The sequence below is a fragment of the Variovorax sp. YR752 genome, assembly GCF_943372545.1.
The window spans coordinates 1-25,692 of record NZ_CALRZC010000044.1 but is presented as its reverse complement, the minus strand read 5'-3'; the positions used below and the strand labels follow the sequence as shown (position 1 = coordinate 25,692).

Here is a 25,692-nt window from a genome sequence, read left to right as displayed (position 1 = left end):
GAGGGTGCTCAGCGCGGGGCGGGCAGCGCCATCACGAGCGTGCCGTCCCAGCGGGGTTGCGGAGGTTGGTCGGGCGTGGCGGGCGCAGGCTTGGCGCCCGGCGGCGGCGGTGCGACGGGCGCGCGCGTGAGGTGCACTTCGCGCGGCACGGCGTGGGCGTTGCCGCGTGCTTGTGCGAGCCATTGCGCCAGGCTTTGGGCGGGCGCGCCGCGCAGCGTGACGGTGGCGCCGCCGTCGCCGCCGGCCGTCATGAGCTGGGCGTTCGTGACGCCGAGGCCGTCGCGCACCGAGCTTTCGAGTGCGCGCAGTGCGTCGTCGCGCGCCAGGCGCGGTTGCGACTGCAGCGCCTTCGCGCGGTTCTGCAAGGTGGCCATCTGCTGGAGCTGGGCGTCGAGCCGTGCGTGTTCGGCCGGTGCCGCGGCCAGCGTGCGCAGCGCGGGGGCGAGCGCAATCCACCAGAGCAAGGCCAGTGCCACCAGCGCAACGGCGCCGATGACGAGGCGGCGCTCGCGCATCCCGAGGACGGCCCAGCGGGCCTTGAGTTGTTCGCTGAAGTTCATCGGTTGGCCTCGGCCTGCACCAGCAGCAGATCGCCTTCGGTGCGCACCTGGTAGCCGCGCGGCGACAGCACGCTGGTGATCTGCGTGACCTCCTGCGGCTGCAGCCCGAGGCCGCGCAGGCGCAGTTGGCCGGCGCTGAAATCGATCGCGCTCGGGGAGCGGCCGGACGGCAGGGCGGCGGCGATGGCGCCGACCATGGGTTCGAAATCGCTCGGTGCCACGTCGCCCACGGCCTGTTGCAGCGCGGCGACCTCGCGGCCCATCTGCAGCGGCGCGTCGACCACGATCTTCACCGAGGGGAAAGTTTGCGTCAGGATGGCGCGGGTGGCCTGGCGTTTGGACTCGAGCGCGTTGCGCTCCTTCCAGGCCCAGGCGTTCAGGCCGATCAATTGAGTCAGCAGCAGCACCACGATGCCCCAGCGCGCGGCGCGCCATTCGGGCGCGAAGCGCAGTGTCTGCAACACCGAAGCGAACTTCTTGCCGGCGCGCGCGCGGCCCGTCACGGCGAGGTCGAACTGCGCGAGTTCCCAGGGCGTGCGCGTGGCGTGCAGCCAGCGCTGCGGCGCCTGCACGATCGGCACGCGGCGCTCCAGCAGGTGTTCGGCCGCTTCGGCCACGGCGGGTTCGGTGCTGATCACGGCGGTGTCGAGCGGCAGGCTGCCCGACAGGGCCAGGCCCGCGCCGGCCAGCGGCAGCGAGACCACGCCGTCGCCGTCGCAGACTGTGAGTCGGGGCGCTTCGGCCTCGCCCGTGACCTGCAGCAGCGGTGGCGCATCGGCCGGCTGCGGCGTGAATTCGGGAACGATGCGCACGACGCGCCGGCCGGCCGCTTCGAGCCCTTGCACGACGCTGCGCAGCCAGATGCGGTTGCAGGCCGCGACCCACACGGGCTCGCCGGCCTTGGCGTCGGGTGCGAGTGCGAAGTGCAGGGTTTCCGGTTCGTCGAGCAGGTGTTCTTCGAGCAGGCCGTCGAGGACGGCGCGCAGCTTCGAGGTGCTGCCCATGCTGCCCTTGGGCAAGGTGACGCGGTGCCACGAGAGCGCCGCGGACGGAATGCCGAGCGTGACCTCGGGGCCCGACGGCAGCAGTGCCAGCAGCGCACGGCCCTGGTCGCGCAGGGCGATGCCGTCCTCACCGGCCTGGGCCCAGTCGTACTCACCCGCGGCATCGGCCGGAGGGAGGGGAGCAATGAGCAGCAACGGGGTCATTTAAGGGGTGTCGGAAAAGCCGGAGATTGTAGGGGGTGGCTTACAAGTTGTTGCTATTGTTTGAATAGCATACCTTGCAGAGACTACGTGCGTTTGACGGTGTTTTGGGTGGACAAAAGTTAACGGGACTCAGGGTTTTGCCGGAGGCGTGGTGGCGCCCGCGCCACGGGTGCGCCAGACGGTGGTCACGGCCAGGCCCTTGCGAAAGAGCAGCGAGTGCTCTTCGACCCACGTGCGATCGAGCCGCAGCCGGCCGTACACCTCGAAATACTGGGTGCCCACGCCATGCTGGGCCGCGTTGAAGCGCGAGCCGCCGCTGGGCAGGCCGGCGTTGGCTTCCTCGATGTTCTTGAAGAAGGAGCGGGTGCGCCGCTCCACCAGCTGGCGCGCGCTGGCGATGCCCAGCGATTCGACGCTCGCGCTGATGGCCTCGGCGCTGGCCGTGTTGAGGTTGAGCGTGGTGCGCTCCGGCAGGATCGTCACGTAGGGCTCGAGCGCGGCGGCGGTGGCGGGTGAGAGACCGAGCCAGACCAGCTGCGCGACTTCCTGCGGCATCAGCGGGGCGCCGCCGGTGTCGGCGCTGGCATCGCTGCTGCCGCCACCACCACTACCGGCTGAGGCGGCGTCGGTGCTGCCGGTGTGCAGCGCGCTCGCGAGCCGCGTGGTCATCTGGCCGAGTTCGCCCGCCGGCAGGCCGAGCAGGTTGAAGAGGCGCGTGAAGGTGGCGACGCTGGCCGGCACCGGCTTGCCGGCGTCCACCAGCGACAGCACGTTGAGCTTGGACTGCGCGTCGACGATGCGGCCCGACAGGAACGCGTCGGGCAGGCCTTCGAGGTTGTCGCTGGCCACGTTCTTCTCGGCCGAAAGAAAGCTCGTGAGGCGGGCCTCTTCGAGCGGCACAGCCCACGGCTCGCCGAGGTGGTCGGGGCCGCCGGCGCGGCCGTCTTCGCCGAGGATCAGGCGCGACCAGTCGAGCGCGCCGATCAGCACCCAGGCCGCCTGCACGCGCGCGCGCTCGGCGCCTTCGACTTCGGCGGAGCGCCACTGCTGCCAGAGCGCGGCGGCGGAAAACGTGGCGACCAGCATCACGGTCAGCATCGCGGCGAGCAGCGCGGCGCCGGACTGGCGGCGTGTGCTTGCCGTGCGACTTGGTCGCGGCGCGGTCATGAGCGCGGCCCCCCGAGCGTCGGCCGGACCCAGTCGCGCGTGAGCGTGCCCGAGAGCCCGTCGCCGGGCGGCAGGTTCAGCACCAGCCGCACGCCGTCGGGCATCGCGACGAGTGCACCAGCTGGGTTGGACGGGTTTGCTGCCGCGACGGGCAGTGGCTCCGCCGGCACCCAGGCGTTGTTGCGGAAGTACGCGAGCTGCCAGCTGTTGACCGGCATCAGCGCCACGTCGGTGGCGCCGCCGGTGGGCGTGGCCCCGTCCTGCGCCCAGGCGGCCGCGAGGTTCCAGGCCTGCACCCATTCGCCGCGCGTGGCGAAGGGCGCCGACTGCCAGCGCCGCCAGCGCGTGCCGTCGGCGCCGGGGCGCAGCGTCCAGGCGACGACCTGCACGGTCGGCGTGCTGGTGTCGCTGCCGCGGCGCGTCATGCGCAGCACGCGGCCGTCCCAGTCGATCGGGCGGGTCTGCGCGAGCAGGGTGACGGCATCGAGGTCGGCGCTCCATTGCGCGAGCGTGGCCTGCAGCGTGAGCACCGCGTCGGCGCGCAACTGGTTCTGCGTGGTGGCGCGCGACATGCTGTCCAGGCCGCGCCAGCTCACGAGTGCGAGCAGCGCCATCACGGCGATGGCGACCAGCAGCTCGATCAGCGTGAAGCCGCGTGCGCGCGAAGGCTTGCGGATGTGCGCCATCAGACGCGCCCCACCACGGTCGAGACGCGCAGCAGCGGCGCGCTGCCTTCGTCGCGCACCTGCACGTCGACGCGCCGGAAGTTCGGGTTGAGCGTGGGCACGGTCGTGGTCGTCACGAGGAAGGTGAGGCCGGCCTGCAGGCAGATGGATCCCGAGTCGCCGATGGCCGGCATCTGCCGCGACAGGCGCGCCTTGGCGAGTTCGTTTTCGGCGCACAGGCCGGCCAGCACGAGGTCGGACTGGCGCTGCGCATTGCGCGTAAGCGACATGGTGGCCTGCGAGCCGGCTGCGAGCGCGAGCGCGACGATGCCGAGCGCGATCAGCACCTCGATCAGCGTGAAGCCGCGGCTGGAGCCGGCGCGCCGCAGCCGTTGTCTCATGGCACGGCGAACACGGTGAAGGGCCGCAGCCCGTCGGTGGCGACGCGCAGCATGCGCGCGGGCGGGCCTTCGCTGTGCAGCATGACCTGCTGCGCCGGAATGATCGGGTCGGGCCCGAGCTGCAGCGCCGCCACCGGCGTGCCGCCGCCCAGCAGGGGCTGGGCAGTGATGCCCGCGTGGATCCAGCCGGTGGGAAGTGCGTCGGCCGGCAGTCCGTCGAAGACGAAGCCGCCGCCTTCGACGAGGCGCCAGCGCACCATGACGCCGCTGGCGCGCGACTGGGCGCGGGCCGATTCGAGCAGGGCGGCGAGGCGGTCGGCCTCGCGGTCGAGCGCGGCGGCGTTGCTGTCGCGCATCGCGAAGCTCACGCTGGCGGTCGCGATGGCGATGATCGCGATCACCACGATCAGCTCCAGCAATGTGAAGCCGCGCACCGCGCGAGGGGATGGCAGCACAGCGCGGCCGAGGGCGATGTGTTTACTGCCAGCTGCCGATGTCGGCATTCTTGCCCTCGCCGCCGCTCTGTCCGTCGGCGCCGAAGGAGAGCACGTCGATTTCGCCCTTGATGCCCGGGTTCATGTACTGGTACGGATGGCCCCAGGGGTCGTTGGGCAGCTTCTCGACGTAGGGCTTCCAGTTGGGCGCGGCCGGGCCCGCGGTGGGGCGGGTCAGCAGCGACTGCAGGCCCTGCTCGGCGGCCGGGTAGCGCTGGTTGTCGAGGCGGTAGAGCTTGAGCGCCTGCATCAGGTTGTTGATGTCGGTGCGGGCGGCGGTGACGCGAGCGTCGTCGGCGCGCTCGATCACGTTCGGCACGATCAGGGCCGCGAGCACGCCGATGATGACAAGCACCACCATGAGTTCGATCAGCGTGAAGCCGCGCTGGGCGGTGCGGGAGACGGAACGAAGGAGTTTGTTCATAGCTTGCGGGGACATGAGGCAGTAAGCGCGCTGCATGATAATCCGCGGCCATGACAAGTCCTTACTCCGCAGCCCGCTGGCATGCCCCACTTGCAACGACGGGGCTTTGGGCGTTGGCCGCAGGCGCCGCGGTGTTCTGGGCGCTGAGGCTGGCGTCACCGGCCGACGCCGTGGCCGCTGCGGCCACGATGCCGCGCGCGCCGGTTGCGGCCGATGCCGAGGCGGTGGCCCGGTTGCTGGGCGTGGTCACGGTGACGTCGAACGCGCCCGTGGCGCCGGAGGCCGCGAGCCGCTTCGCGCTGTCGGGCGTGGTGGCGGACCCGTCGAACCAGGGCGCGGCGCTGATCTCGATCGACGGCAAGCCGCCGCGGCCGTTCCGCGTCGGCTCGAAGGTCGGTGAGAGCTATGTGCTGCAGTCGGTGGGTGTGCGCGCGGCGACGCTCGGTGCCCAGCGCGAGGGGCCGGCGGCGTTCACGCTGCAGTTGCCGGTGCGTGCGCCGCTGAGCATGGGACTTCCGACGCCGCCTGCCGGTCTGCCCACGGTGTCGTCACCTGCGCCGGCCGGGCCCTTGCCGGCCACGATGCCGGCGGTGGTGATGCCGCCGCAGCAGCAGCAACTGCAACCTGCCGCCACGGCGGGTGCTGCGATGGAGCCGCCGCCGCAGGCGCAGAGCCCTGCGCAGTAAGCGCAGCGGTCTCTATCTCTTTTCTTCTTCTTTCGCTCAGGCCTGAAGGAACAGGCGGTAGGCCGGGTTGGCCGTTTCCTCAACGCAGGGGTAGCCCAGCGTTTCGAGGAAGCTGTCGAAGGCGGCCGACTCTTCGGCCGGCACCTGCAGGCCCACGAGGATGCGCCCGTAGTCGGCGCCCTGGTTGCGGTAGTGGAACAGGCTGATGTTCCAGTTCGGCCGCATCAGGCTCAGGAACTTGAGCAACGCACCCGGACGTTCGGGGAACACGAAGCGCAGCAGGCGCTCGTCGTGCGCGAGTCCCGTGCGACCGCCCACCAGATGGCGCAGATGCTCCTTGGCGAGTTCGTCGTGCGTGAGGTCGAGCGCGTCGAAGCCGTGCTCGATGAAGACCTTCGCGATCGTGGCTGACTCGCCGCGCGCCGAGGTCGTGAGGCCGACGAACACGTGGGCCTTGGCCGCGTCGCTGATGCGGTAGTTGAATTCGGTCACGCTGCGCGGTGCGCCGCCGGCAGGCAACTCACTGATCAGTTCGCAGAAACGACGGAAGCTGCCGCGCTCTTCGGGGATGGTCACGGCGAACAGTGCTTCGCGTTCTTCACCGACCTCGGCGCGCTCGGCCACGAAGCGCAGGCGGTCGAAATTCATGTTCGCGCCGCACAGGATCGCCGCGTAGGTCTCGCCCTGGCGGCCGTGCTCGGCTACGTACTGCTTGATGGCCGCCACGGCCAGCGCGCCGGCCGGCTCGACGATGCTGCGCGTGTCGACGAACACATCCTTGATGGCAGCGCACACGGCATCGGTGTCGACCGAGATGTAGCTGTCGACCAGGTTCTGCGCAATGCGGAAGGTTTCCTCGCCGACCAGCTTGACGGCGGTGCCATCGGAGAACAGGCCCACGTCGGGCAGGTTCACGCGCTGGTGCGCGGCGACCGATTGCATCATCGCGTCGGAGTCGTTCATCTGAACGCCGATCACCTTGATCTCGGGCCGCACGGCCTTGATGTAGTTGGCCACGCCGGAGATGAGGCCACCGCCACCGATCGCCACGAACACTGCGTCGAGCGGACCCTGGTGCTGGCGCAGGATTTCCATCGCGATGGTGCCTTGGCCCGCGATGACATCGGGGTCGTCGAACGGATGGACGAAGGTCAGGTTCTGTTGCGCTTGCAATTCGAGCGCATGCAGGTAGGCATCGGAATAGCTGTCGCCGTGCAACACGATCTCGCCGCCGAAACCGCGCACCGCATCGATCTTCAATTGCGGCGTGGTCACGGGCATCACGATCACTGCACGTGTGCCGAGCTTGCGCGCGCCGAGCGCAACACCTTGTGCGTGGTTGCCGGCTGAAGCGCAAATCACACCGCTCGCCAATTGCGCTTTGCTGAGGTGCGCCATCTTGTTATAGGCGCCGCGCAGTTTGAAACTGAAGACGGGTTGCTGGTCTTCGCGCTTGAGCAAGACGGTATTGCCTAATCGCTCGCTGAGCGCGCGCGCCTTCTCCAGAGCGGACTCGACGGCCACGTCGTAGACCCGCGCATTGAGGATTTTTCTGAGATAGTCGGCGGGCGTTAAAGCCGCGGTAACGGGTGCATTGCGCAAGATCTTTTCCAGGGAGTTTTCATTTGCTAACCATCAATCATAAGAGGCATCGGTATTGCATGCGGGGAATGTCATGGACACAAATGTCATAAACCTATTCCGCAAGGCTCCAGCTGCAAATGATTCCGGTTTTTTTGCGCGCACCTATCCCGCGATTCATACGCCCGCTAATTCGATAACTGTTGGGCAGAATTTGTTATCAGTTTCTGTCAGTGACCTTTCGAAAGGACTGATGCAAGCCGAGGCCGCACGCGTGCAACGCGGCGAAATCGGACGGCCCACATGGCAGGTCATGGGCAACAGATTGCGTGCGCACATCGTTCCGTTGCTGGGCGATGTGCAGGCGACTTTGTTCGTGACGGCTGACGTGCAGCGACTGATCGATCACCTTGGCGAGCAAGGCTTCACCAGCACGACGATCGCGCAGTACCTCGTGCTGTTGCGCAAGATCGTGATGCACGGTGTGCACACCGGCGCGGTGCGCGAGGCGCCCGTGTTTCCGAAGATCAAGGTGCGCAGCCAGCCGCGAGGCAGTTTCAGCGTCGCGGAGTACCGCGCTTTGATTGCGGCAGCACGCAAGTTGCGTGGCCACTCGCACCCGGTGCTTGATCGGTTGACGGCTGGCGAACGGTTCTGGATTGCGCGTGAATTGCTCGTCATGCCCGACGAGCTGCCGTGGCTGATCCGCTGGATGGTCAATACCTTCGTGCGCCCGAGCGATATCAAGCTCATGAAGCACAAGCACATCGAGGTCGTGCGCGGCAAGCACGTCTACCTGCGGATGAACTTGCCGGAAACCAAGCGGCACAGCCAGCCCATCGTGAGCCTGCGGCCTGCCGTTCGTGTCTATGAATGTTTGCGCGCTCACCGCGCGGCGCATGGCTTCGGCGGGGCGGAAGATTACATCTTCATGCCGCACCTGAAGAACCGTGAGCACGCGCTGGCGGTTCTCAACTTCTTCTTTCACTGGGTGCTCGAAAAGACGGGGCTCGAGAAGGGGCCGCTGGGTCAATCGAGGACGCTGTATTGCCTGCGTCATACCGCCATCACGTTGCGGTTGTTGTATGGGCAGGGGATCGACATGCTGACCTTGGCGCGCAATGCGCGCACGAGCGTCAACATGGTCGAGCGTTTCTACGCCTCGGTGCTGAGCGGAGAAATGAATGTGGGGCTGCTGCAGAGCAGGCGTGGCCGGGTGAGTTGAAGAAGCACAAAAAGCCGCCCGGCGTGAGCCGGGCGGCTTGAGGGCCTCTTGATTCAAACTGGCAAGGGCCAGCATGAGAATCGAGCCGCGATCGATCAGAAGGCGTGGCGGATGCCGAAGTCGTAGCCGGTCGAGGTCTTCGGGGTGAAGGAGTTGGCTGCGTTGTTGTAGAAGACCGGGCCACCGACCGTGTAGCCAGCACCGTTCTTGTTGCTCACGCGAGCAACCGTGGCGTACAGCGCCGTGCGCTTCGACAGGTTGTGCACATAACCGATGGCCAACTTGTTGGCCTTCTTGTCGGCGGGCAGCACTTCCCATGCGGTGCGAGCAACCAGGTTCTCGTCGTACTTGACACTCGAGTACGAAGCGCGGATCAGGCCAGCACCGACCGGCACGGTCACGCCGAGCAGGTAGCCGGTGAGATCCATGTCGGGACGGCCACCCAGGTATGGTTCGACTTCGTAGTCGATCTTGTTCTTGGCGCGTGACAGTTCACCGAACAACTTCACGGGGCCGAAGTCGTACGAAGCGCCCAGGTTGAACGTGTTGACCTTGGTGGTTGTGCCGACGTAGAAGTCGTCACCCACGGTGCTGCTGCCATAAGCCAGTGCAACATCCAGGGGGCCGTTGGCGTAGCCGAAACGGCCGCCGACGTAGCGGCCTTGGCGCGACTTGTTTTCATCAGGAGGCGTCGCAGTACCGGGGCTGTACTTGTTCTTCTCGTGGAAGCCATACATCACTTGACCGTAGAAACCACCCAGGTCTGCGGGCAGGAAGTAGCCGATCGTGTTGCTGGCACGAACATAGTTGTTCGTGCCGACGTTGCTGATCGAGCCGACGCTGGCCGCGGGGGTGCCGAAGGTGCCGAACGAGTTCTCTGCCGTATGGATCAGGTTGGTGCCGACGCCACTGGTGCCGAACGGATCGAACGCGTCGTGGTTCTTGAACGTCGGGGTCAGGTCGCGGCCCAAACGGACTTCACCGAAAGCGCCCGACAAGCTCACGGTCGAGCGACGAGCGAACGTCGCAACACCTTCAGAGCCGTCATCGTTCTTGATCGGAGCTTCGAGCCAGAAGCTGGCTGCCAGGCCACCACCGAGGTCTTCCGTGCCACGGAAGCCCAGACGGCTGGAGTTGAGGGCCGAACTCGCAAGTTCGCGACGGCTTGTTTTGACGCTGCCCTTGTTCACATAGAACGGGTTGTAGATCGGGAAGCCAGCGGCGTTGTAGGTCACGCCGTTGTTCTGATCACGCGAGGTGGACGAGTAGCCGCTGATCGACGCGTCGACCACACCAAACAGAGTGACGGACGACTGAGCCGAGGCAACACCGGCAACAGCCAGGGCAGCCAGAGCAGCTGCCCTTTCGGGGGCGGGTGGCTAGAGTGGCTCTCTGTCGATCGGACAAAGAAAAAAGCCCCGAGTCTTGCGACTCGGGGCTAAATCCACCAATTGGAAGGGTGGAGGAGACAACTGGGTGCGCACCATGAAGTGCGCAGCAATGAAATAGAGTATACCCACCCTTTGCTGCGACGCAACAAGCGGGCGATGCTTTTCCCACACACAAAATCGATGCTGGCGTGCATTTCTGCGCGTCAATTCATCCCAATTGGAATCGAAACACCATGGAATGCACAGTAAGTTGGACTGGTGACGCAGGCACCCGATCGGCCATGGGCTTCGTGGCCGAGACCGGCAGCGGCCATGTCCTGATGATGGACGGGGCCCCGGACGCGGCCAAGCCCGAGAACGGCGGCCAGAACCTGGCCGCGCGGCCGATGGAAACCGTGCTCGCGGGCACCGGGGGCTGCACGGCCTACGACGTGGTGCTCATATTGAAAAGAGGGCGCCATCGCGTCGAGCGCTGCAGCGTCAAGCTGACCAGCGAGCGCGCGGAAAAGGACCCCAAGGTCTTCACGAAGATCCACATGCACTTCACCGTGGCGGGCAAGGGGATTCCGGCTCCCGCGGTAGAGCGGGCAATCGCCCTGAGCCACGAAACCTACTGCTCGGCCAGCATCATGCTGGCGAAGACGGCGGAAATCACGACCAGCTTCGACCTGATCGAGACCTGAAATGTCGCGTGGCGGCGCCCCGGGGACTCAAATCCGGTGCGCTACGGTCGTCATGACCCGTGATGCCAGGCGCATGAGGGCCTTGGCTGGCGCCGGCAGTTCCGCCGCGCCAGCGTCCACGGCTTGCGTGGCATGGCGGGCTTCGTCGATCTTCATCTGCTCGACCACGGCACGGGAGGCGTGATCGGTCGGCGGCAGGCGATCCAGGTGGCTTTCGAGGTGTGCTTCCACCTGGCGTTCGGTTTCTGCAACGAAACCGAGGCTCAAGGGGTCGCCCAAGCGTCCGGCAATCAGGCCGAGGCCGAAGGCGCCCGCATACCAGAGCGGATTCAGGAGGGACGGGCGGGCACCCAGATCGTCCAGCCGCTGCCGGGTCCAGGCCAGGTGGTCGGTTTCTTCATGCGCAGCTTCCAGGAAATGGGCGCGCAATGCCGGGTCGCGCGTCACAGCGGCCTGGGCGGTGTACAGAGCCTGCGCGCACACTTCGCCGACATGGTTCACGCGCATCAGGGCGCCGGCTTCGCGGCGTTCCGACTCGCTCAGTTCACCTTGAGGCTCGATCGCTGGAGGAAGCGCCCGAGTGGCGTGAGAACGGGCAAAAAGCGTGCGCAAAGCCGCATCGGCGGCAGTCAGGGCTGGGTCGAACAAGGCGGTCATGCGCCTATTTGAACCCACCTGCTCAGCGATGCAAGTCGGCCACATTTCGTTTCACATCATGGAAAAACAACCCGCCTAAGCCCTTTGTTGCACGACTGCAACGAAACACGCGGGGCTTCCCAGATTTAGGGCGATTTGTTTTGCCCTGTTGCAGTGGCTCTGGTGCAATAGCATCAACTTCCCAAAAGGAGGTTGGCCCGGGGTCCGGTGGGAGCACTAAGTGCCAGTCACGGTGAGCCCTTCGCACCGGAGCCCTATGTTTAACCTTGGAGAAACTTGCAATGAAAAAATCTCTAGTTGCTCTGGCTGCCCTGGCTGTTGCCGGTGTTGCCTCGGCTCAGTCGTCCGTCACTCTGTTTGGTGTGGTCGACGCGTCGATCAGCGGCTACTCGTCCACCTCGCGCGACCTGCGCGGCGCTACGTTCGCCGACCCGTTCTACCTGAACAAGGGCAGCGTCAAGGCAAGCCGTCGTGAACTGGCTAACTCGGGCTACAACTCCAGCCGTCTGGGCTTCCGTGGTACGGAAGACCTCGGTGGTGGCCTGGCAGCCAGCTTCTGGCTCGAAGCTCCGATCACCAACGACAACGGCCAAGAAGGCGTCGCAACGTTCGCACGTCGCTCGACCGTGAGCCTGTCGGGTGGTTTCGGTGAAATCCGCCTGGGTCGTGACTACACCCCGACGTTCTGGAACGACACCGTGTTCGATCCGTTCGGCACCAACGGCGTTGGCACCAACCTGATCTCGACGGCCAATGGCTCGTTCGGTGGCTTCGGTACCCCCGCTGCTTCGACCGCTCCGTTCGCCAACGTTGGTAACAACAACTACGTTCGCGCCAGCAACACCATCGGCTACTTCCTGCCGCCGAACCTGGGTGGTTTCTACGGTCAAGTGATGTACGGCTTCGCTGAGAAGACCAAGTACAGCCCTGGCCTGGCAACGCCTGATGTGGCTAACACCCAGCGTCAAGGTCGTTACGTCGGCGGTCGCTTCGGCTACGCCAACGGCCCCCTGGACGTTGCTCTGGCTTACGGCAGCAGCACCGTGGGTGACAACTTCTACCCTGGCACGACCGACAAGGTCAACACGCTGAACCTGGGCGCTTCGTATGACTTCGGTCCCGTGAAGCTGTTCGGTGAAGTGTCGCGCGCCAAGAACAAGCGTGACTACGAAGTCACCCCGTTCGCTGGCGGCCGTGCCGACACGGACCTGACCGGTTACCTGCTCGGCGTGACCGTGCCGGTCGGTGCTGGCCTGATCCGCGCTTCGTACTCGTCGGTCAAGTACGACCTGAACCAGCCTGAGTCGTTCTTCGTGCCCCGCGCTGCGGACCCGAAGGCCAACAAGCTGGCTCTGGGCTACGTGCACAACCTGTCGAAGCGCACGGCTCTGTACGCCACCGTTGCTCGCGTGAGCAACAAGAACGGTGCTTCGCTGACCGTCGGCGGCCCGGCTTTCGTGACCACGGGTGGCTTCACCCCGAAGAACTCGACCGGCTACGACTTCGGTATCCGTCACGCTTTCTAATTTGATGCTGGCGTAAGCCAGCTTCGAATCGAAAGACTAAAAGCCACCCGGCGTAAGCCGGGTGGCTTTTTTCATTGGTGCGCCGTCATCGCGAGGCCGGGCAGTGTTGGCAAAGAGCACCATCTGTGTGCACCCCCGGGGAACCCCCGTGCGGGCACGGTGTTTGCACTGCTAGCATGCCGCGATCACTCTTGTTGCTGAATGACTGCCTTTGTACTGCGCCGCCTGATCCAGGCCGTGATCGTGATGATCGCGGTTGCGTTCATTGCCTTCCTCCTCTTTCAATATGTCGGCGACCCGGTCGTGTTCCTGCTGGGACAAGACGCCAAGCCCGACCAGATCCGTGAAATGCGCGCCGCATTGGGGCTCGACCGACCCTTCTTCGTGCAGTTCTGGCATTTCCTCGTCAACGCCGCACAAGGCGAGTTCGGGCTGAGCCTGCGACAGGGCGCCAAGGTGTCGCGCCTGATCGGCGAGCGCTTCCCGGCCACGCTTGAACTGGCACTCGTGGCCGCGGCCCTCGCGCTGTTCGTCGGCATTCCGATGGGCGTGTACACCGCGTTGCGCCGTGGCACCTTCATGAGCCAGGTGTTCATGACCGTGTCGCTGCTCGGCGTGTCGCTGCCCACCTTCCTGATCGGCATCCTGCTGATCCTCGTCTTCGCCGTGACGCTGGGCTGGTTCCCGAGCTTCGGGCGCGGCGACACCGTGCAGTTCGGCTGGTGGACCAGCGGGCTCTTCAAGGCCGACGGCTGGCACCACATCATCCTGCCGGCGGTGACGCTGGCGATCTTCCAGCTCACGCTGATCATGCGGCTGGTGCGCGCCGAGATGCTCGAGGTGCTGCGCACCGACTACATCAAGTTCGCGCGCGCACGGGGCCTGTCGAACCGCGCGATCCACTTTGGCCACGCGCTCAAGAACACGCTGGTGCCCGTCATGACCATCACGGGCCTGCAGCTCGGCGGCCTGATCGCCTTCGCGATCATCACGGAGTCGGTGTTCCAGTGGCCGGGCATGGGGCTGCTCTTCATCCAGGCCGTGACCTTCGCGGACATCCCCGTGATGGCCGCCTACCTGTGCCTGATCGCGCTGATCTTCGTGGTGATCAACCTCGTGGTCGATCTGTTGTACTTCGTGGTCGATCCCCGGCTGCGCGTGGGCAAGGCGGGAGGCCATTGAGGTGAGTGCCGCAACAGCCGCAGCAACGCCGCGCCTGCAGGCCTCCGGCCGGGCCTTCGCGCACATCGCCAGCTTCTACCCCGAGATCACGGCCTTTCGCCGCGACCTGCATGCCAACCCCGAGCTCGGCTTCGAAGAGGTCTACACCTCGGGCCGCGTGCGCGAAGCACTGCGCGCTTGCGGCGTGGACGAGATCCACGACGGCATCGGCAAGACCGGCGTCGTCGGTGTCATCCGTGGCAAGTCGACGGCCAGCGGTCGCATGATCGGCCTGCGTGCCGACATGGACGCGCTGCCCATGCGCGAAGACAACGACTTCGGCTGGCGCTCCGCCAACGACGGCCTGATGCACGGCTGCGGCCACGACGGCCACACCGCCATGCTCGTCGGCGCCGCACGCTACCTGGCCGAGACGCGCGACTTCGACGGCACCGCCGTGCTGATCTTCCAGCCCGGCGAAGAAGGCTTTGCCGGTGCGCGCGTGATGATCGAAGACGGCCTGTTCGACCGCTTCCCGGTGAACGCCGTCTATGCAATGCACAACTGGCCCGCGATGCCGGCCGGCACCGTCGGCATCAATCGCGGCGCGATGATGGCCGCGGCCGACCGCGTGACGATCGAGGTCAAGGGCAAGGGCGGCCATGGCGCGCACGCCTACCAGACCATCGACCCCGTCGTGGTGGCCGCGCACATCATCACCGCGGCGCAGACCATCGTGTCGCGCAGCGTGCGCCCCATCGACGCGGCCGTCGTCAGCATCTGCGCCGTGCAGGCTGGCGACCTTGGCGCCATGAGCGTGATCCCGGGCGAGGCCACGCTGGTCGGCACCGTGCGAACCTTCAGCGCGCGCGTGCAGGCGCAGGTCGAGCAGCGACTGAGCGAGCTGTGCACGGCCATTGCCTCCGGCTTTGGCGCGACTGCGACGATCAAGTACGAACGCATTTATCCGGCCACGATCAACACCGCGCCCGAAGCGATGTTCGCGGCCGACGTGGCCGAGTCGCTGGTCGGCGCGAAGAACGTCGACCGCAACCTGGAGCCCAGCATGGGCGCCGAAGATTTCTCTTTCATGCTGCAGAAGAAGGCCGGTGCCTATCTGCGCATCGGCCAGGACGCCCGCAGCGGCGCCTTCCTGCACAACAGCCGCTACGACTTCAATGACGAGATCCTGCCGTTGGGCGCCGCACTGCATGCGGGCCTGATCGAGCAGGGCATGCCGCTGGCTGCTACCCGCAGCCTGCAGCCAGGGAAAGCCGCCGCCACCGCGGCGCCGTGATGTGTACGATTTCAACCCGAGGAGTGTTCCCATGAGTTTCAAGAAGAAGGCGGCCGCGGTCGCTGTCCTGTGCGCTCTGAGCGCCGTCAGCATGGTCGCCAGCGCGCAGACCATCCGCATCGCGAACCAGGGCGACGCCCTGTCGCTCGACCCGCACTCGCTCAACGAGTCACTGCAACTGAGCGTCACCGCCAACGTCTATGAAACTCTCGTGGGCCGCAACAAGGACCTGAGCCTGGCGCCGCTGCTGGCCACGAGCTGGAAGCAGACCTCGCCGAACGTGTGGCGCTTCGAGCTGCGCAAGGGCGTCGTGTTCCATGACGGCACGCCGTTCAGTGCCGACGACGTGGTGTTCAGCTTCGCGCGTGCGCAGGGCGACGGCTCCGACATGAAGGCCACGCTCAGCGAGATCAAGGCCGTGCGCAAGGTCGGCGACCTCGCCGTCGAAATCGAAACCAACGGCCCGTTCCCGATCCTGCCCGACGTGATCTCGCTCACCATGATCATGAGCAAGAAGTGGTGCGAGGAAAACCAGGCCACCAAGCCCGTCGACCGCCGCAAGGGCATCGAGAACACCGCCTCGTTCAAGGCCAACGGCACCGGCCCGTTCCGCGTGCGCGAGCGCCAGCCCAACGTGCGCACCGTGTTCACGCGCAACGGCACCTACTGGGGCAAGATCGACGGCAACGCGCAGGAGATCGTGTTCACGCCCATCGCCAACCCCGCGACCCGCGTGGCCGCTCTGGTCTCCGGCGAAGTCGACGTGATGGAGCCCGTGCCCGTGCAGGACATCGCGCGCATCAACGCCGCGCCCAACGCCCGCGTCATCACCGGCCCCGAGATGCGCACCATCTTCCTGGGCATGGACCAGAAGCGCGACGAGCTGCAGTACTCGAACGTGAAGGGCAAGAACCCGTTCAAGGACAAGCGCGTGCGCCAGGCCTTCTACCAGGCCATCGACATCGCCGGCATCCAGCGCACCGTGATGCGCGGCGCCTCCAAGCCCACCGCGCTGCTCGTCGGCCCGGGCATCAACGGCTGGACCGCCGACCAGGACAAGCGCTTGCCCTTCGACGTCGATGCCGCCAAGAAGCTGCTGACCGAAGCCGGCTACCCGAGCGGCTTCGAAGTCTCGATGAACTGTCCGAACGACCGCTACGTCAACGACGGCCAGATCTGCCAGAGCGTGGCCGCCAACCTGGCGAAGATCGGCGTGAAGATCAACCTCGTGGCCGAGACCAAGGGCACCTACTTCCCGAAGATCCTGCGCCGCGACACCAGCTTCTACATGCTGGGCTGGACCCCGACCACCTACGACTCGCACAACGCACTGAGCTCGCTCACCTCGTGCCCCGACGACAAGGGCACGGGCCAGTTCAACCTGGGCGCCTACTGCAACCCCAAGCTGGACGAGCTGACCAAGAAGATCCAGTCCGAGTCGGACAAGGGCAAGCGCAACGAGATGATCAAGGAAGCCTTCAAGGTCCATTCCGACGACATCGGCCACCTGCCGCTGCATCAGCAGTCGCTGGCCTGGGGCGTGAGCAAGAAGGTCGAGCTGGTGCAACTGGCCGACAACTTCATGTACTTCAAGTGGATGAGCATCAAGTAAGTCGACCGTGGGCCGCTGCCTGAGCGGCCCGACCATGGGCCCGCTTATTGCGGGCCCATTCTTTTTTGCCTCACGATGAAAAAAACCCTTGCCCGCTGGCTCGACAGCGATGTCGGCTACAGCTTCCGCACCTCGCCGGTGGCGATCGCTGCCGCCGTCATTGCGCTGGTGTGCGTCTTCTGTTCGGTGTTCGCCGGATGGGTGTCGCCGCACAATCCTTTTGACCTCGCCACCCTCGAACTCGGCGACGCCCGCCTGCCGCCGGCCTGGAGCGCTGAAGGCTCCTCCAAATACCTGCTCGGCACCGACGACCAGGGCCGCGACATTCTTTCGGCCGTGATCTACGGCGCGCGCATCTCGCTGATCGTCGGCGTGGTGTCGGTGGTGCTGTCGGTCGTGGTCGGCGTGGTGCTCGGCCTGCTGGCCGGCTTCTTCGGCGGCTGGCTCGACTCCTTCCTCATGCGCGTGTGCGACGTGATGCTGTCGTTCCCGCCGATCCTGGTCGCGCTGCTCATCGCCGGCGTCGGCCGTGCGCTCTTTCCGAGCGCGCACGAGTCGCTGGCGTTCGGCGTGCTGATCATTTCGATCTCGCTCACAGGCTGGGTGCAGTACGCGCGCACCGTGCGCGGCTCCACGCTGGTGGAGCGCAACAAGGAGTACGTGCAGGCCGCGCGCGTCACCGGCGTGGCGCCGCTGCGCATCATGCTGCGCCACGTGCTGCCCAACGTGATGGGGCCGGTGATGGTGCTGGCCACCATCCAGGTCGCGACCGCGATCATCACCGAGGCCACGCTGTCGTTCCTGGGCGTCGGCGTGCCGCCGACCTCGCCCTCGCTGGGCACGCTCATCAGCATCGGCAACCAGTACCTGTTCTCGGGCGAATGGTGGATCACGGTGTTCCCGGGCCTGATGCTGGTGCTCATTGCACTCAGCGTGAACCTGCTCGGCGACTGGCTGCGCGACGCGCTCAATCCGCGCTTGCGCTGAACAGAAAAGGACAACGCCCCATGACGCTGCTCCAGGTCAAAGACCTCGTCGTCGAATTTCCGCACCGCCGCGGCACGCTGCGCGCGATCGACCGCATTTCCTTCGACATCGCGCCCGGAGAAATCCTCGGCGTGGTGGGCGAATCGGGTGCGGGCAAGTCGCTCACGGGCGCGGCCATCATCGGCCTGCTCGAACCGCCGGGCCGCGTGGCCAGCGGCGAGATCCTGCTCGAAGGCCAACGCATCGACAACCTCGGCTTCGATGCGATGCGCCCCATCCGCGGCCGCAAGATCGGCGCGATCTTTCAAGATCCGCTGACCTCGCTGAACCCGCTGTACACGGTGGGCCGCCAGCTCATCGAGACCATCCGCACCCACCTGCCGGTGACCGAATCGGAAGCGCGCAAGCGTGCCATCGGCCTGCTGCAGGACACCGGCATTCCCGCCGCCGAACAGCGCATCGACCACTTTCCGCACCAGTTCTCGGGCGGCATGCGCCAGCGCGTGGTGATTGCGCTCGCGCTCGCAGCCGAGCCCAAGCTCATCGTGGCCGACGAGCCGACCACCGCGCTCGACGTGTCGATCCAGGCGCAGATCATCCAGCTGCTCAAGCAGATCTGCAAAGACCGTGGCGCGGCGGTGATGCTCATCACGCACGACATGGGCGTGATCGCCGAGACCTGCGACCGCGTGGCCGTGATGTATGCGGGCCGCATCGCCGAGATCGGTCCGGTGCACGAAGTGATCCACCAACCCGCGCATCCCTACACCTCGGGCCTGATGGCGTCGATTCCCGACATGACGGTCGACCGCGAACGGCTCAACCAGATCGACGGCGCGATGCCGCGGCTCAACGCCATCCCGACCGGCTGTGCCTACAACCCCCGCTGCCCGCGCACCTTTGCGCGCTGCCTGACCGAACGGCCCGAGCTCATGCACGCGGGCGCCACGCGCGCCGCCTGCTGGCTGCACGACGCCGCCGACCCGCATGCGGGACAGGCCGAGATCGCTGCGCAACACCATGACGCCCTGGCGGCGGGCGAGCGCGCCGCGCCCGAAGCGGCCGAACCCCTCGCGGAGGTGACCCGATGAGCGCCGTGACCGAACCCCGCACCGCCACGACCGCGGCCGCCACGGGTGAGCCGCTCGTGGTCGCGCACGACCTCGCGCGCACCTTCGACGTGTCGCCGCCCTGGCTCAATCGCGTGCTCGAACGCAAGCCGCGCGTGCTGCTGCATGCGGTCGACGGCGTGAGCTTTTCGATCGAGCGCGGCAAGACGCTCGCGCTGGTCGGTGAATCGGGCTGCGGCAAGAGCACCGTCGCGCGGCTGCTGGTCGGCCTGTATGCGCCGACCCGCGGCGGCCTGCAGTTCGACGGGCAGGACGCGCACGCCGCGTTCAAGACGCCCGAAGGCCGCACCCTGCGCCGCCGCATCCAGATGATCTTCCAGGACCCCTACGCGAGCCTCAACCCGCGCTGGATCGTCGAAGACATCATCGGCGAGCCGCTGCGCGAGCACGGCATCCTGAGTGACAAGGACGCGCTGCGCCAGCGCGTGGGCGAGCTGCTGCAGTCGGTCGGCCTCTCGCCGCTGGACATGAGCAAGTATCCGCACCAGTTCTCGGGCGGACAGCGCCAGCGCATCTCGATTGCCCGCGCGCTCGCCACGCAGCCCGAGTTCCTGGTGTGCGACGAGCCCACCTCGGCGCTCGACGTGAGCGTGCAGGCGCAGGTGCTCAACATCATGAAGGACCTGCAGCGCGAGCAGGGCCTGACGTACCTCTTCATCTCGCACAACCTCGCGGTGGTGCGTCACGTGGCCGACCAGGTCGGCGTGATGTACCTGGGCCGGCTGGTCGAGGTGGCGGACAAGCAGAAGCTCTTCGCCGAGCCGCAGCACCCGTACACCCGCATGCTGCTCGACGCGATCCCGCAGATGAAGCACACCGGCCGTGCGCGCACGCCGGTGCAGGGCGAAGTGCCGAATCCGCTGAACCCGCCGACGGGCTGCGCCTTTCATCCGCGCTGTCCGCATGCCAATGCGCGCTGCTCGTCGGAGCGGCCGTCTCTGATGAGCCTGAAGGGCGTGCAGGTGGCCTGCCACGCCGTGGAGGAAGGGCGGATCTGACCGTACGTCACCGAAGCGGAAGGTGCGCGGCCGAAGTGTGCGTAAAGGCACTGCGGCGCAGCGAGAGATGAGGCAGAGTCCGGCGCTTGTCCCGAACGAAACCATGACACCTCCGACGATCCCTTCCTCATTGGCGGCCCGCCTGCTCGGCCGCCGCGGCTTTCTCATGGGCTCGGCGCTGGGCGCGACCGGCGCGCTGGCGTCGATGACCGAGATCGCGCACGCGGCCGGCGCAGCACCCGCGCGCCGCATGCCCGTGATCTTCATCGGCCACGGCTCGCCGATGAATGCGCTCGCGGACAACGCCTTCACGCGCCGGCTTGCTGCCTGGGGGCGCGAGCTGCCGCGCCCCACGGCGATCCTCAGCGTGTCGGCGCATTGGCTCAGCCAGGGCGCGACCGGCGTCACGGTGCAGACCCGGCCCAAGACGATCCACGATTTCGGTGGTTTTCCGCAGGCGCTGTTCGACATCGAGTACCCCGCGGCCGGCCATCCCGCGCTCGCGCGTGAAGCGATCGGTGCCGTCAAGCAGACGCCGGTGATCGCGACCGAACAGTGGGGGCTGGACCACGGCACCTGGAGCGTGCTGAAGCACCTGTACCCGAAGGCCGACGTGCCGGTCTTCCAGCTCAGCATCGACTACGACAAGCCGGCGGCGTTCCATCATGCGGTGGGTCGCGACCTGGCGGCCTTGCGCGACCAGGGCGTGCTCGTGATGGGCAGCGGCAACGTGGTGCACAACCTGCGCGCCACCGACCGCGGCACGCCCGACGGGCCGAAGGCGAGCCGCCCGTGGGCGCAGTCTTTCGACGATGCGGTGAAGGCCGCGCTGGCCGGCCGGGACGACCGCGCGCTCATCGGCTACGAGAAACTCGAAGGGGCGTCGACCGCCGTGGCCACGCCGGACCACTACTTCCCCTTCCTGTATGCCCTGGGCGCTGCGGCGCCGGGCGAGCGTGCGAAGACTGTCTACGAAGGCTTCCAGTCGGGCACGCTCGGCATGCGCTGCCTTCAGTTCGGCTGAAGGAAGGCCGCGCAGCCTTGCTGCTGCGTTACTGCTCTTCGCCCCAGGCGAAGCCGTCGCGCGCGATCATGGCGCTCGATGCGCTGGGGCCCCAGGTGCCGGCCGCATAAGGGCGCGGGCCGCCGTCGGATTCCCAGGAATCGATGAGCGGCTCGACCCAGCGCCAGGCTTCTTCCTGCTCGTCGCTGCGCACGAACAGGTTGAGGCGGCCGTCGATCACGTCGAGCAGCAGGCGTTCGTAGGCGCCCACGCGCTCGGCGCCGAAGCGCTTGTCGAAATCGAGGTCGAGCTGCACCGGCGCCAGCTGCGCGGCGCTGGCGTGGCCGTTGCCGCCGCGCTGGCGGTTGTCCTGGGCCTGCGCGAGCATGTGAAGTTCCAGGCCGTCCTTCGGCTGCAGGTTGATCACCAGCTTGTTGACGTTGCCCGCGGGCGCGCGGTAGATCGCGTGCGGCGTCGGGCGGAAGTTGACCTCGATGCGCGCGTCGCGCGAGGCCAGCCGCTTGCCGGTACGGATGTAGAAGGGCACGCCGGCCCAGCGCCAGTTGGCGATCTCGGTGCGCAGCGCCACGAAGGTCTCGGTGCGGCTGTCGGGGTTCACGCCCGGCTCGTCGCGGTAGCCCTGCACCCGCTCGCCGTAGGCCGTGCCGGCCGTGTACTGGCCGCGCACCGCGTGCAGGCCGAGCGTTTCGGGCGTCCAGGGCTTGAGCGCGCGCAGCACCTTGAGTTTTTCGTCGCGGATGGCGTCGGCATGCGCGTTGATCGGCGGCTCCATGGCCACGGCGCACAGCAGCTGCAGCGCGTGGTTCTGCACCATGTCGCGCAGCGCACCGGTCTGGTCGTAGAAAGCGCCGCGCTTTTCCACGCCGAGGTCCTCGGCCATGGTGATCTGGATGTTGGCGATGTGCTCGCGGCGCCAGATGGGCTCGAACAGCGCGTTGCCGAAGCGCATCGCGAACAGGTTCTGCACCGAAGGCTTGCCCAGGTAGTGGTCGATGCGAAAGACCTGCTTTTCCTCGAGCACCTTGCCCACCGCGGCGTTGATCGCGCGGTTGGAGGCGAGGTCGTGGCCCAGCGGCTTTTCGAGCACGATGCGGGTGCGCGGGCCGTTCAGGCCGGCGGCGGCGATCTGTTCGACGACCTGGGTGAAGAGCGCGGGCGCCGTGGCCACGTACATCACGACCGTCTTGGCGTCGCGCTGCTTGAGGAGGTCGGCCAGGCTGGCGTAGTCGGCGGGCTTGGACAGGTCCATGCGCAGATAGTGCAGCATGGAGGCGAACTTCTTGAATTCTTCAGGGGAGGGGCGCTTGGCGCCTTCGACGGCGCTGAAGCGCGACTGGATCAGCTCGCGGTACTGGTCGTCCGACAGGTCGTCGCGTGCCACGCCGACGATGCGTCCGTCCTGCGGCAGGCTGCCGTGCCTGAAGGCCTGGAACAAAGCGGGCATCAGTTTGCGCCACGCAAGGTCGCCAGTACCGCCGAACAGAACGAGATCGAAGCTCATGAGAAAACTTTCCTTTTGTCTGGATGCAGAGCAGGCCGTGTGCCAGTCGCGATGGTACTTCTACCGATTCGGCACACCTGTACTAAAGCTACGCTGACCCAAGGCCGCAAGGCCTTTTTTTTATGGCCGATGCAGGGGAATACCAAATGAAGAAGCTTTTCACGGCAGCCGCGCTGCTGGGTCTGTCGGCCGCCGCGTCGGCGCAAACCGTCAACGTCATCTGCTCGGTGCAGGCCGAGTGGTGCAACGTGATCTCCACCGTCTACGCCCGCACCACGGGCGTGCGCATCAACATGGCGCTCAAGGGCTCGGGCGAGGCGCTGGCACAGCTCATCGCCGAGAAGGACAACCCCAAGACCGACGTCTGGTTCGGCGGCACGGGCGACCCGCACCTGCAGGCGGCCGAGCAGGGGCTCACGCTCGAATACAAGTCGCCCACGCTGCCGCAGCTGCACCCCTGGGCGCAGCAGCAGGCCAAGCAGTCGGGCTACAAGACCGTGGGCATCTACTCGGGCCCGCTGGGCTTCGGCTACAACCCGGAGCTGCTGGCCAAGAAGAAGCTGCCCGTGCCCAAGACCTGGGCCGACCTGCTCAAGCCCGAGTACAAGGGCGACATCCAGGTGGCCAACCCCGCATCGAGCGGCACGGCCTACACCATGATCGCCACGCTGGTGCAGCTCATGGGCGAGGACAAGGCCTTCGACTACCTCAAGGCGCTGCACAAGAACGTCGGCCAGTACACCCGCTCGGGCACCGGCCCGATCAAGGCGGTGGCGCGCGGCGAAACCGCGATCTCCATCAGCTTCGTGCACGACGGCCCGGGCGAGAAGATGCAGGGCTTCCCGGTCGAGACCATCACGCCGAGCGACGGCACCGGCGCCGAGATCGGCTCCATGAGCGTCATCAAGGGCGCGCGCAACCTCGACGCCGCCAAGAAGTTCTACGAATGGGCGCTCACGCCCGCCGCGCAGGAGCTGGGTGCCGCCAACAAGCAGTTCCAGCTGCCGAGCAACGCGACCGCCAAGCTCGACCCGCGCATTCCTGACTTCAAGAAGATCAAGTTCATCAACTACGACTACGCCAAGTACGGCGCCAGCGCCGAGCGCCGCCGCCTGATCGCGCGCTGGGAAAAAGACGTCAATTCGCTGCCGCGCTAAGTGGAAGCGCGTTCCAACGAAGGCGCGCCGGTCAACCCGGCGTCTCTCGCGGCCGCCCGGCGCGCACGGCGCTGGATCTGGGCCTGGGTCGCGCTGGGCTTTGCGGCCTACCTCGTGCTGCCCTGGTATGCGATCCAGGACGCGACCTGGTACGAAGCCGTTCCGCAGGTCTTCGGCAGTGCGGAGGGCGCCAACGGGCTGATGCAGGCGGCCACGCAGGGCCGCAGCTGGCTCTTCATCGGGCTGGCCGGTTTGCTGCTGTGTGCCGTCGGCGCGGCCTTGCCGGCCGGCAAGGCGCAGGGGCGCTGGCTGCTGGCGGGCGGCGCGATCGGCGCCATCGGCCTGGCCGTGGCGGGCTTCACCATCGGCGCGCGCGGCTGGAGCGTTGCGGCCCTCCACACGCAGTTCGGCGAGCTGGCCGTCAACCAGTTCGGCATCGGCGCGGGCGGCTTCGTGGCGCTCACGGCGCTGGTGCTGCTCGCGGCCTTCGGCATCGCACGTCTTGGCCTGTTCAAGGGCGACCTCTTCGTCTCTGCGGCGGTGGTCGGCTGCGGTGTGCTGATGGCGCTGTTCATCGCCTACCCGGTGAGCCGTGCGCTGTCGGGTGCGTTCTTCAACGAAGACGGGCAGTGGTCGATCACGGCCTTTGCGGCGCGCGTGTTCACCGAGCGCATCTGGGGCCTGGGTTGCCTGGCGGGCGGCGTGCGCTGCGGCGTGGCGTGGAACACGCTGGTGCTGGCGCTGCTCACCGCAGCCGGCACCACCTTCCTGGGCACGCTGATGGCGCTGATGGCCGAGCGCGGCAACCGGCGCGGACAGGGTGTGCTGCGGGTGCTGGCACTGCTGCCGATCATCACGCCGCCGTTCGTTGTCGGCCTCGGCCTGATCCTGCTGTTCGGCCGTGCGGGCATCGTCAACCAGGTGCTCGAAAGCGTGTTCGGCATCGAACCCACGCGCTGGTTCTACGGCATGCCGGGCGTGCTGGTGGCGCAGCTGTTCGCCTTCACACCCATTGCCTTCATGATCATGCGCGGCGTGGTGCAGGGCATCGCGCCCAGCCTCGAAGAGGCCGCGCAGATGCTGCGCGCCGACCGGCGCCGCGCCTTCTTCACCGTCACGCTGCCGCTGCTCAAGCCCGGGCTGGCCAACGCCTTCCTGGTCGGCTTCATCGAGAGCATGGCCGACTTCGGCAACCCGGTGGTGGTGGGCGGCCAGTTCTCGGTGCTGTCGACCGACATCTTCTTTGCCATCGTCGGCGCGCAGTACGACCAGGGCCGCGCCGCCTCGCTGGCCTGGGTGCTCACGCTGTTCGCGCTCGGCGTGTTCGCGCTGCAGCGTGGGCTGCTCGGCAAGCAGAACTACACGACCGTGAGCGGCAAGGGCGACGCCGGCATCGCAATGGCGCTGCCCGACGGCGTGCGCCGCACCATCCAGTGCATCGCGCTGCCGTGGATCGCGTTCACCGCCGTGGTCTACCTGTTCGCCTTCGCGGGCGGCTTCGTGCAGACCTGGGGGCGCGACTACAGCTTTACGCTCAACCACTTCAAGAGCGCCTTCGCGCTCGAGTGGGGCCAGTTCGGACTGGTGTGGGCCGGCACCGCGTGGAACTCGCTGATCACCACGCTGAAGCTCGCGGGCATCTCGGCGCCGATCACCGCCGCGCTCGGTTTGCTGATTGCGTGGCTGCTGGCGCGCAACGAGTTCAAGGGGCAGGGCCTCTTCGAATTCGGCGCGCTGCTGGCCTTTGCGATTCCGGGCACGGTGCTCGGCGTGAGCTACATCCTGGCCTTCAACGTGCCGCCGTTCGAGCTCACGGGCACCGGGCTCATCATCGTGCTGTGCTTCATGTTCCGCAATTTGCCGGTGGGCGTGCGGGCGGGCACGGCGGCCTTCAAGCAGCTCGACCGCTCGCTCGACGAAGCCTCGCTGATGCTGCGCGCCTCGACCTCGCAGACCTTGTTCAAGGTGGTGCTGCCGCTGCTCAAGCCGGCGCTGGTGGCCGCGCTGGTCTACAGCTTCGTGCGCGCGATGACGACGGTGAGCGCCGTGATCTTTCTGGTCACGGCCGAGAACGAACTGGCCACCACCTACATCATCGGCCGCGTCGGCAATGGCGACTACGGCATCGCGCTCGCGTACTGCACGGTGCTGATGGTG

General features: G+C 66.9%; 24 protein-coding genes. 13 read left to right on the top strand and 11 right to left on the bottom strand.

Translation table 11 applies throughout. From position 1 onward, the window contains the following. Positions 1–8: 8 nt before the first annotated feature. The 7 genes from gspM to gspG form a co-directional block, all read right to left on the bottom strand. Positions 9–560, bottom strand: coding sequence for a type II secretion system protein GspM (gspM, locus tag AAG801_RS13125; RefSeq protein WP_159273964.1), 552 nt, complete (start codon positions 558–560; stop codon positions 9–11). Further along, positions 557–1,768 carry a type II secretion system protein GspL gene (gene gspL, locus AAG801_RS13120; protein WP_341888767.1) on the bottom strand — a complete coding sequence of 404 codons (1,212 nt, stop codon included), beginning with the start codon at positions 1,766–1,768 and terminating at the stop codon, positions 557–559. Before gspL ends, gspM begins: the two co-directional genes overlap by 4 nt. Positions 1,769–1,897: 129 nt before the next feature. Next, positions 1,898–2,935, bottom strand: a complete 1,038-nt coding sequence (gene gspK / locus AAG801_RS13115; RefSeq protein ID WP_341888766.1) for a type II secretion system minor pseudopilin GspK — start codon at positions 2,933–2,935, stop codon at positions 1,898–1,900. After that, entirely contained in the window at positions 2,932–3,621 is a 690-nt protein-coding gene (locus AAG801_RS13110; protein ID WP_341888765.1) for a prepilin-type N-terminal cleavage/methylation domain-containing protein, read from the bottom strand. Before AAG801_RS13110 ends, gspK begins: the two co-directional genes overlap by 4 nt. Continuing rightward, on the bottom strand, positions 3,621–4,001 hold the full coding sequence (gene gspI / locus AAG801_RS13105) for a type II secretion system minor pseudopilin GspI (protein WP_341888764.1): 381 nt from the start codon (positions 3,999–4,001) through the stop codon (positions 3,621–3,623). The genes AAG801_RS13110 and gspI overlap by 1 nt, the downstream gene beginning before the upstream one ends. Further along, positions 3,998–4,456: a prepilin-type N-terminal cleavage/methylation domain-containing protein gene (locus AAG801_RS13100; RefSeq protein ID WP_257884884.1), complete on the bottom strand. Its 459-nt coding sequence runs from the start codon at positions 4,454–4,456 to the stop codon at positions 3,998–4,000. Before AAG801_RS13100 ends, gspI begins: the two co-directional genes overlap by 4 nt. A 22-nt stretch (positions 4,457–4,478) precedes the next feature. Then, positions 4,479–4,919, bottom strand: a complete 441-nt coding sequence (gene gspG, locus AAG801_RS13095; RefSeq protein WP_341888763.1) for a type II secretion system major pseudopilin GspG — start codon at positions 4,917–4,919, stop codon at positions 4,479–4,481. 50 nt (positions 4,920–4,969) lie between these two features. Between gspG and AAG801_RS13090 the strand changes: the two genes are divergently transcribed. Then, positions 4,970–5,605 carry a hypothetical protein gene (locus AAG801_RS13090; protein WP_341888762.1) on the top strand — a complete coding sequence of 212 codons (636 nt, stop codon included), beginning with the start codon at positions 4,970–4,972 and terminating at the stop codon, positions 5,603–5,605. Between the two features lie 36 nt (positions 5,606–5,641). On the opposite strand, the gene ilvA is transcribed toward AAG801_RS13090, so the two are convergent. Beyond that, positions 5,642–7,207 carry a threonine ammonia-lyase, biosynthetic gene (gene ilvA, locus AAG801_RS13085; RefSeq protein WP_257884883.1) on the bottom strand — a complete coding sequence of 522 codons (1,566 nt, stop codon included), beginning with the start codon at positions 7,205–7,207 and terminating at the stop codon, positions 5,642–5,644. A 232-nt stretch (positions 7,208–7,439) separates the two neighbouring features. Between ilvA and AAG801_RS13080 the strand changes: the two genes are divergently transcribed. Next, positions 7,440–8,411, top strand: coding sequence for a hypothetical protein (locus AAG801_RS13080; RefSeq protein ID WP_341888761.1), 972 nt, complete (start codon positions 7,440–7,442; stop codon positions 8,409–8,411). Positions 8,412–8,506: 95 nt separating this feature from the next. Here the strand turns inward: AAG801_RS13080 and AAG801_RS13075 are convergent, their stop codons facing one another. Next, a complete protein-coding gene (locus AAG801_RS13075) occupies positions 8,507–9,763 on the bottom strand; it encodes a porin (RefSeq protein WP_341888778.1) in 1,257 nt (418 codons plus the stop codon). A 272-nt stretch (positions 9,764–10,035) separates the two neighbouring features. Here AAG801_RS13075 and AAG801_RS13070 point away from each other — a divergent pair, with 272 nt between their 5' ends. After that, positions 10,036–10,485, top strand: a complete 450-nt coding sequence (locus tag AAG801_RS13070; RefSeq protein WP_056509299.1) for an OsmC family protein — start codon at positions 10,036–10,038, stop codon at positions 10,483–10,485. Positions 10,486–10,512: 27 nt separating this feature from the next. Here the strand turns inward: AAG801_RS13070 and coq7 are convergent, their stop codons facing one another. After that, positions 10,513–11,142 carry a 2-polyprenyl-3-methyl-6-methoxy-1,4-benzoquinone monooxygenase gene (coq7, locus tag AAG801_RS13065; RefSeq protein WP_192195092.1) on the bottom strand — a complete coding sequence of 210 codons (630 nt, stop codon included), beginning with the start codon at positions 11,140–11,142 and terminating at the stop codon, positions 10,513–10,515. 281 nt (positions 11,143–11,423) lie between these two features. On the opposite strand from coq7, the gene AAG801_RS13060 reads away from it, so the two are divergent. From AAG801_RS13060 to ygiD, 8 genes are all read left to right on the top strand, one after another. Beyond that, positions 11,424–12,668 (top strand): porin, encoded by a 1,245-nt coding sequence (locus AAG801_RS13060; protein ID WP_341888760.1) that lies wholly within the window; start codon positions 11,424–11,426, stop codon positions 12,666–12,668. Between the two features lie 201 nt (positions 12,669–12,869). Beyond that, entirely contained in the window at positions 12,870–13,850 is a 981-nt protein-coding gene (locus AAG801_RS13055) for an ABC transporter permease (protein WP_056573001.1), read from the top strand. 1 nt (position 13,851) lies between these two features. Beyond that, on the top strand, positions 13,852–15,126 hold the full coding sequence (locus AAG801_RS13050; RefSeq protein WP_341888759.1) for a M20 aminoacylase family protein: 1,275 nt from the start codon (positions 13,852–13,854) through the stop codon (positions 15,124–15,126). Between the two features lie 31 nt (positions 15,127–15,157). Then, positions 15,158–16,738 (top strand): ABC transporter substrate-binding protein, encoded by a 1,581-nt coding sequence (locus AAG801_RS13045; protein ID WP_341888758.1) that lies wholly within the window; start codon positions 15,158–15,160, stop codon positions 16,736–16,738. Between the two features lie 75 nt (positions 16,739–16,813). After that, positions 16,814–17,725 (top strand): ABC transporter permease, encoded by a 912-nt coding sequence (locus tag AAG801_RS13040; RefSeq protein ID WP_341888757.1) that lies wholly within the window; start codon positions 16,814–16,816, stop codon positions 17,723–17,725. Positions 17,726–17,745: 20 nt separating this feature from the next. Then, positions 17,746–18,816, top strand: a complete 1,071-nt coding sequence (locus AAG801_RS13035; protein ID WP_341888756.1) for an ABC transporter ATP-binding protein — start codon at positions 17,746–17,748, stop codon at positions 18,814–18,816. Further along, positions 18,813–19,853, top strand: a complete 1,041-nt coding sequence (locus tag AAG801_RS13030; protein WP_341888755.1) for a dipeptide ABC transporter ATP-binding protein — start codon at positions 18,813–18,815, stop codon at positions 19,851–19,853. Before AAG801_RS13035 ends, AAG801_RS13030 begins: the two co-directional genes overlap by 4 nt. A gap of 103 nt (positions 19,854–19,956) precedes the next feature. Further along, on the top strand, positions 19,957–20,877 hold the full coding sequence (gene ygiD / locus AAG801_RS13025) for a 4,5-DOPA dioxygenase extradiol (RefSeq protein WP_341888754.1): 921 nt from the start codon (positions 19,957–19,959) through the stop codon (positions 20,875–20,877). Positions 20,878–20,905: 28 nt separating this feature from the next. Here ygiD and zwf read toward each other — a convergent pair whose 3' ends face one another. Further along, positions 20,906–22,378, bottom strand: coding sequence for a glucose-6-phosphate dehydrogenase (gene zwf / locus AAG801_RS13020; protein WP_341888753.1), 1,473 nt, complete (start codon positions 22,376–22,378; stop codon positions 20,906–20,908). A 146-nt stretch (positions 22,379–22,524) separates the two neighbouring features. Here zwf and AAG801_RS13015 point away from each other — a divergent pair, with 146 nt between their 5' ends. Together AAG801_RS13015 and AAG801_RS13010 are read left to right on the top strand one after the other, a co-directional pair. Beyond that, the gene (locus AAG801_RS13015; protein ID WP_341888752.1) at positions 22,525–23,535 is read left to right on the top strand and encodes an ABC transporter substrate-binding protein; all 1,011 of its coding nucleotides are present in this window, start codon (positions 22,525–22,527) and stop codon (positions 23,533–23,535) included. Next, a partial coding sequence (locus AAG801_RS13010) for an iron ABC transporter permease (RefSeq protein WP_341888751.1) occupies positions 23,536–25,692 on the top strand: 2,157 nt, incomplete at its 3' end.

Bases quoted from the DNA above. Each gene is read 5' to 3' on its own strand.
- gspM (WP_159273964.1), bottom strand. From the start codon at position 560: ATGAACTTCAGCGAACAACTCAAGGCCCGCTGGGCCGTCCTCGGGATG.
- AAG801_RS13090 (WP_341888762.1), top strand. From the start codon at position 4,970: ATGACAAGTCCTTACTCCGCAGCCCGCTGGCATGCCCCACTTGCAACG.
- AAG801_RS13030 (WP_341888755.1), top strand. From the start codon at position 18,813: ATGAGCGCCGTGACCGAACCCCGCACCGCCACGACCGCGGCCGCCACG.
- gspG (WP_341888763.1), bottom strand. From the start codon at position 4,919: ATGAACAAACTCCTTCGTTCCGTCTCCCGCACCGCCCAGCGCGGCTTC.
- AAG801_RS13055 (WP_056573001.1), top strand. From the start codon at position 12,870: ATGACTGCCTTTGTACTGCGCCGCCTGATCCAGGCCGTGATCGTGATG.
- AAG801_RS13060 (WP_341888760.1), top strand. From the start codon at position 11,424: ATGAAAAAATCTCTAGTTGCTCTGGCTGCCCTGGCTGTTGCCGGTGTT.
- AAG801_RS13080 (WP_341888761.1), top strand. From the start codon at position 7,440: ATGCAAGCCGAGGCCGCACGCGTGCAACGCGGCGAAATCGGACGGCCC.
- gspK (WP_341888766.1), bottom strand. From the start codon at position 2,935: ATGACCGCGCCGCGACCAAGTCGCACGGCAAGCACACGCCGCCAGTCC.
- AAG801_RS13045 (WP_341888758.1), top strand. From the start codon at position 15,158: ATGAGTTTCAAGAAGAAGGCGGCCGCGGTCGCTGTCCTGTGCGCTCTG.
- AAG801_RS13035 (WP_341888756.1), top strand. From the start codon at position 17,746: ATGACGCTGCTCCAGGTCAAAGACCTCGTCGTCGAATTTCCGCACCGC.
- AAG801_RS13040 (WP_341888757.1), top strand. From the start codon at position 16,814: ATGAAAAAAACCCTTGCCCGCTGGCTCGACAGCGATGTCGGCTACAGC.
- coq7 (WP_192195092.1), bottom strand. From the start codon at position 11,142: ATGACCGCCTTGTTCGACCCAGCCCTGACTGCCGCCGATGCGGCTTTG.
- AAG801_RS13110 (WP_341888765.1), bottom strand. From the start codon at position 3,621: ATGGCGCACATCCGCAAGCCTTCGCGCGCACGCGGCTTCACGCTGATC.
- AAG801_RS13015 (WP_341888752.1), top strand. From the start codon at position 22,525: ATGAAGAAGCTTTTCACGGCAGCCGCGCTGCTGGGTCTGTCGGCCGCC.
- gspI (WP_341888764.1), bottom strand. From the start codon at position 4,001: ATGAGACAACGGCTGCGGCGCGCCGGCTCCAGCCGCGGCTTCACGCTG.
- ygiD (WP_341888754.1), top strand. From the start codon at position 19,957: ATGACACCTCCGACGATCCCTTCCTCATTGGCGGCCCGCCTGCTCGGC.
- zwf (WP_341888753.1), bottom strand. From the start codon at position 22,378: ATGAGCTTCGATCTCGTTCTGTTCGGCGGTACTGGCGACCTTGCGTGG.
- AAG801_RS13070 (WP_056509299.1), top strand. From the start codon at position 10,036: ATGGAATGCACAGTAAGTTGGACTGGTGACGCAGGCACCCGATCGGCC.
- gspL (WP_341888767.1), bottom strand. From the start codon at position 1,768: ATGACCCCGTTGCTGCTCATTGCTCCCCTCCCTCCGGCCGATGCCGCG.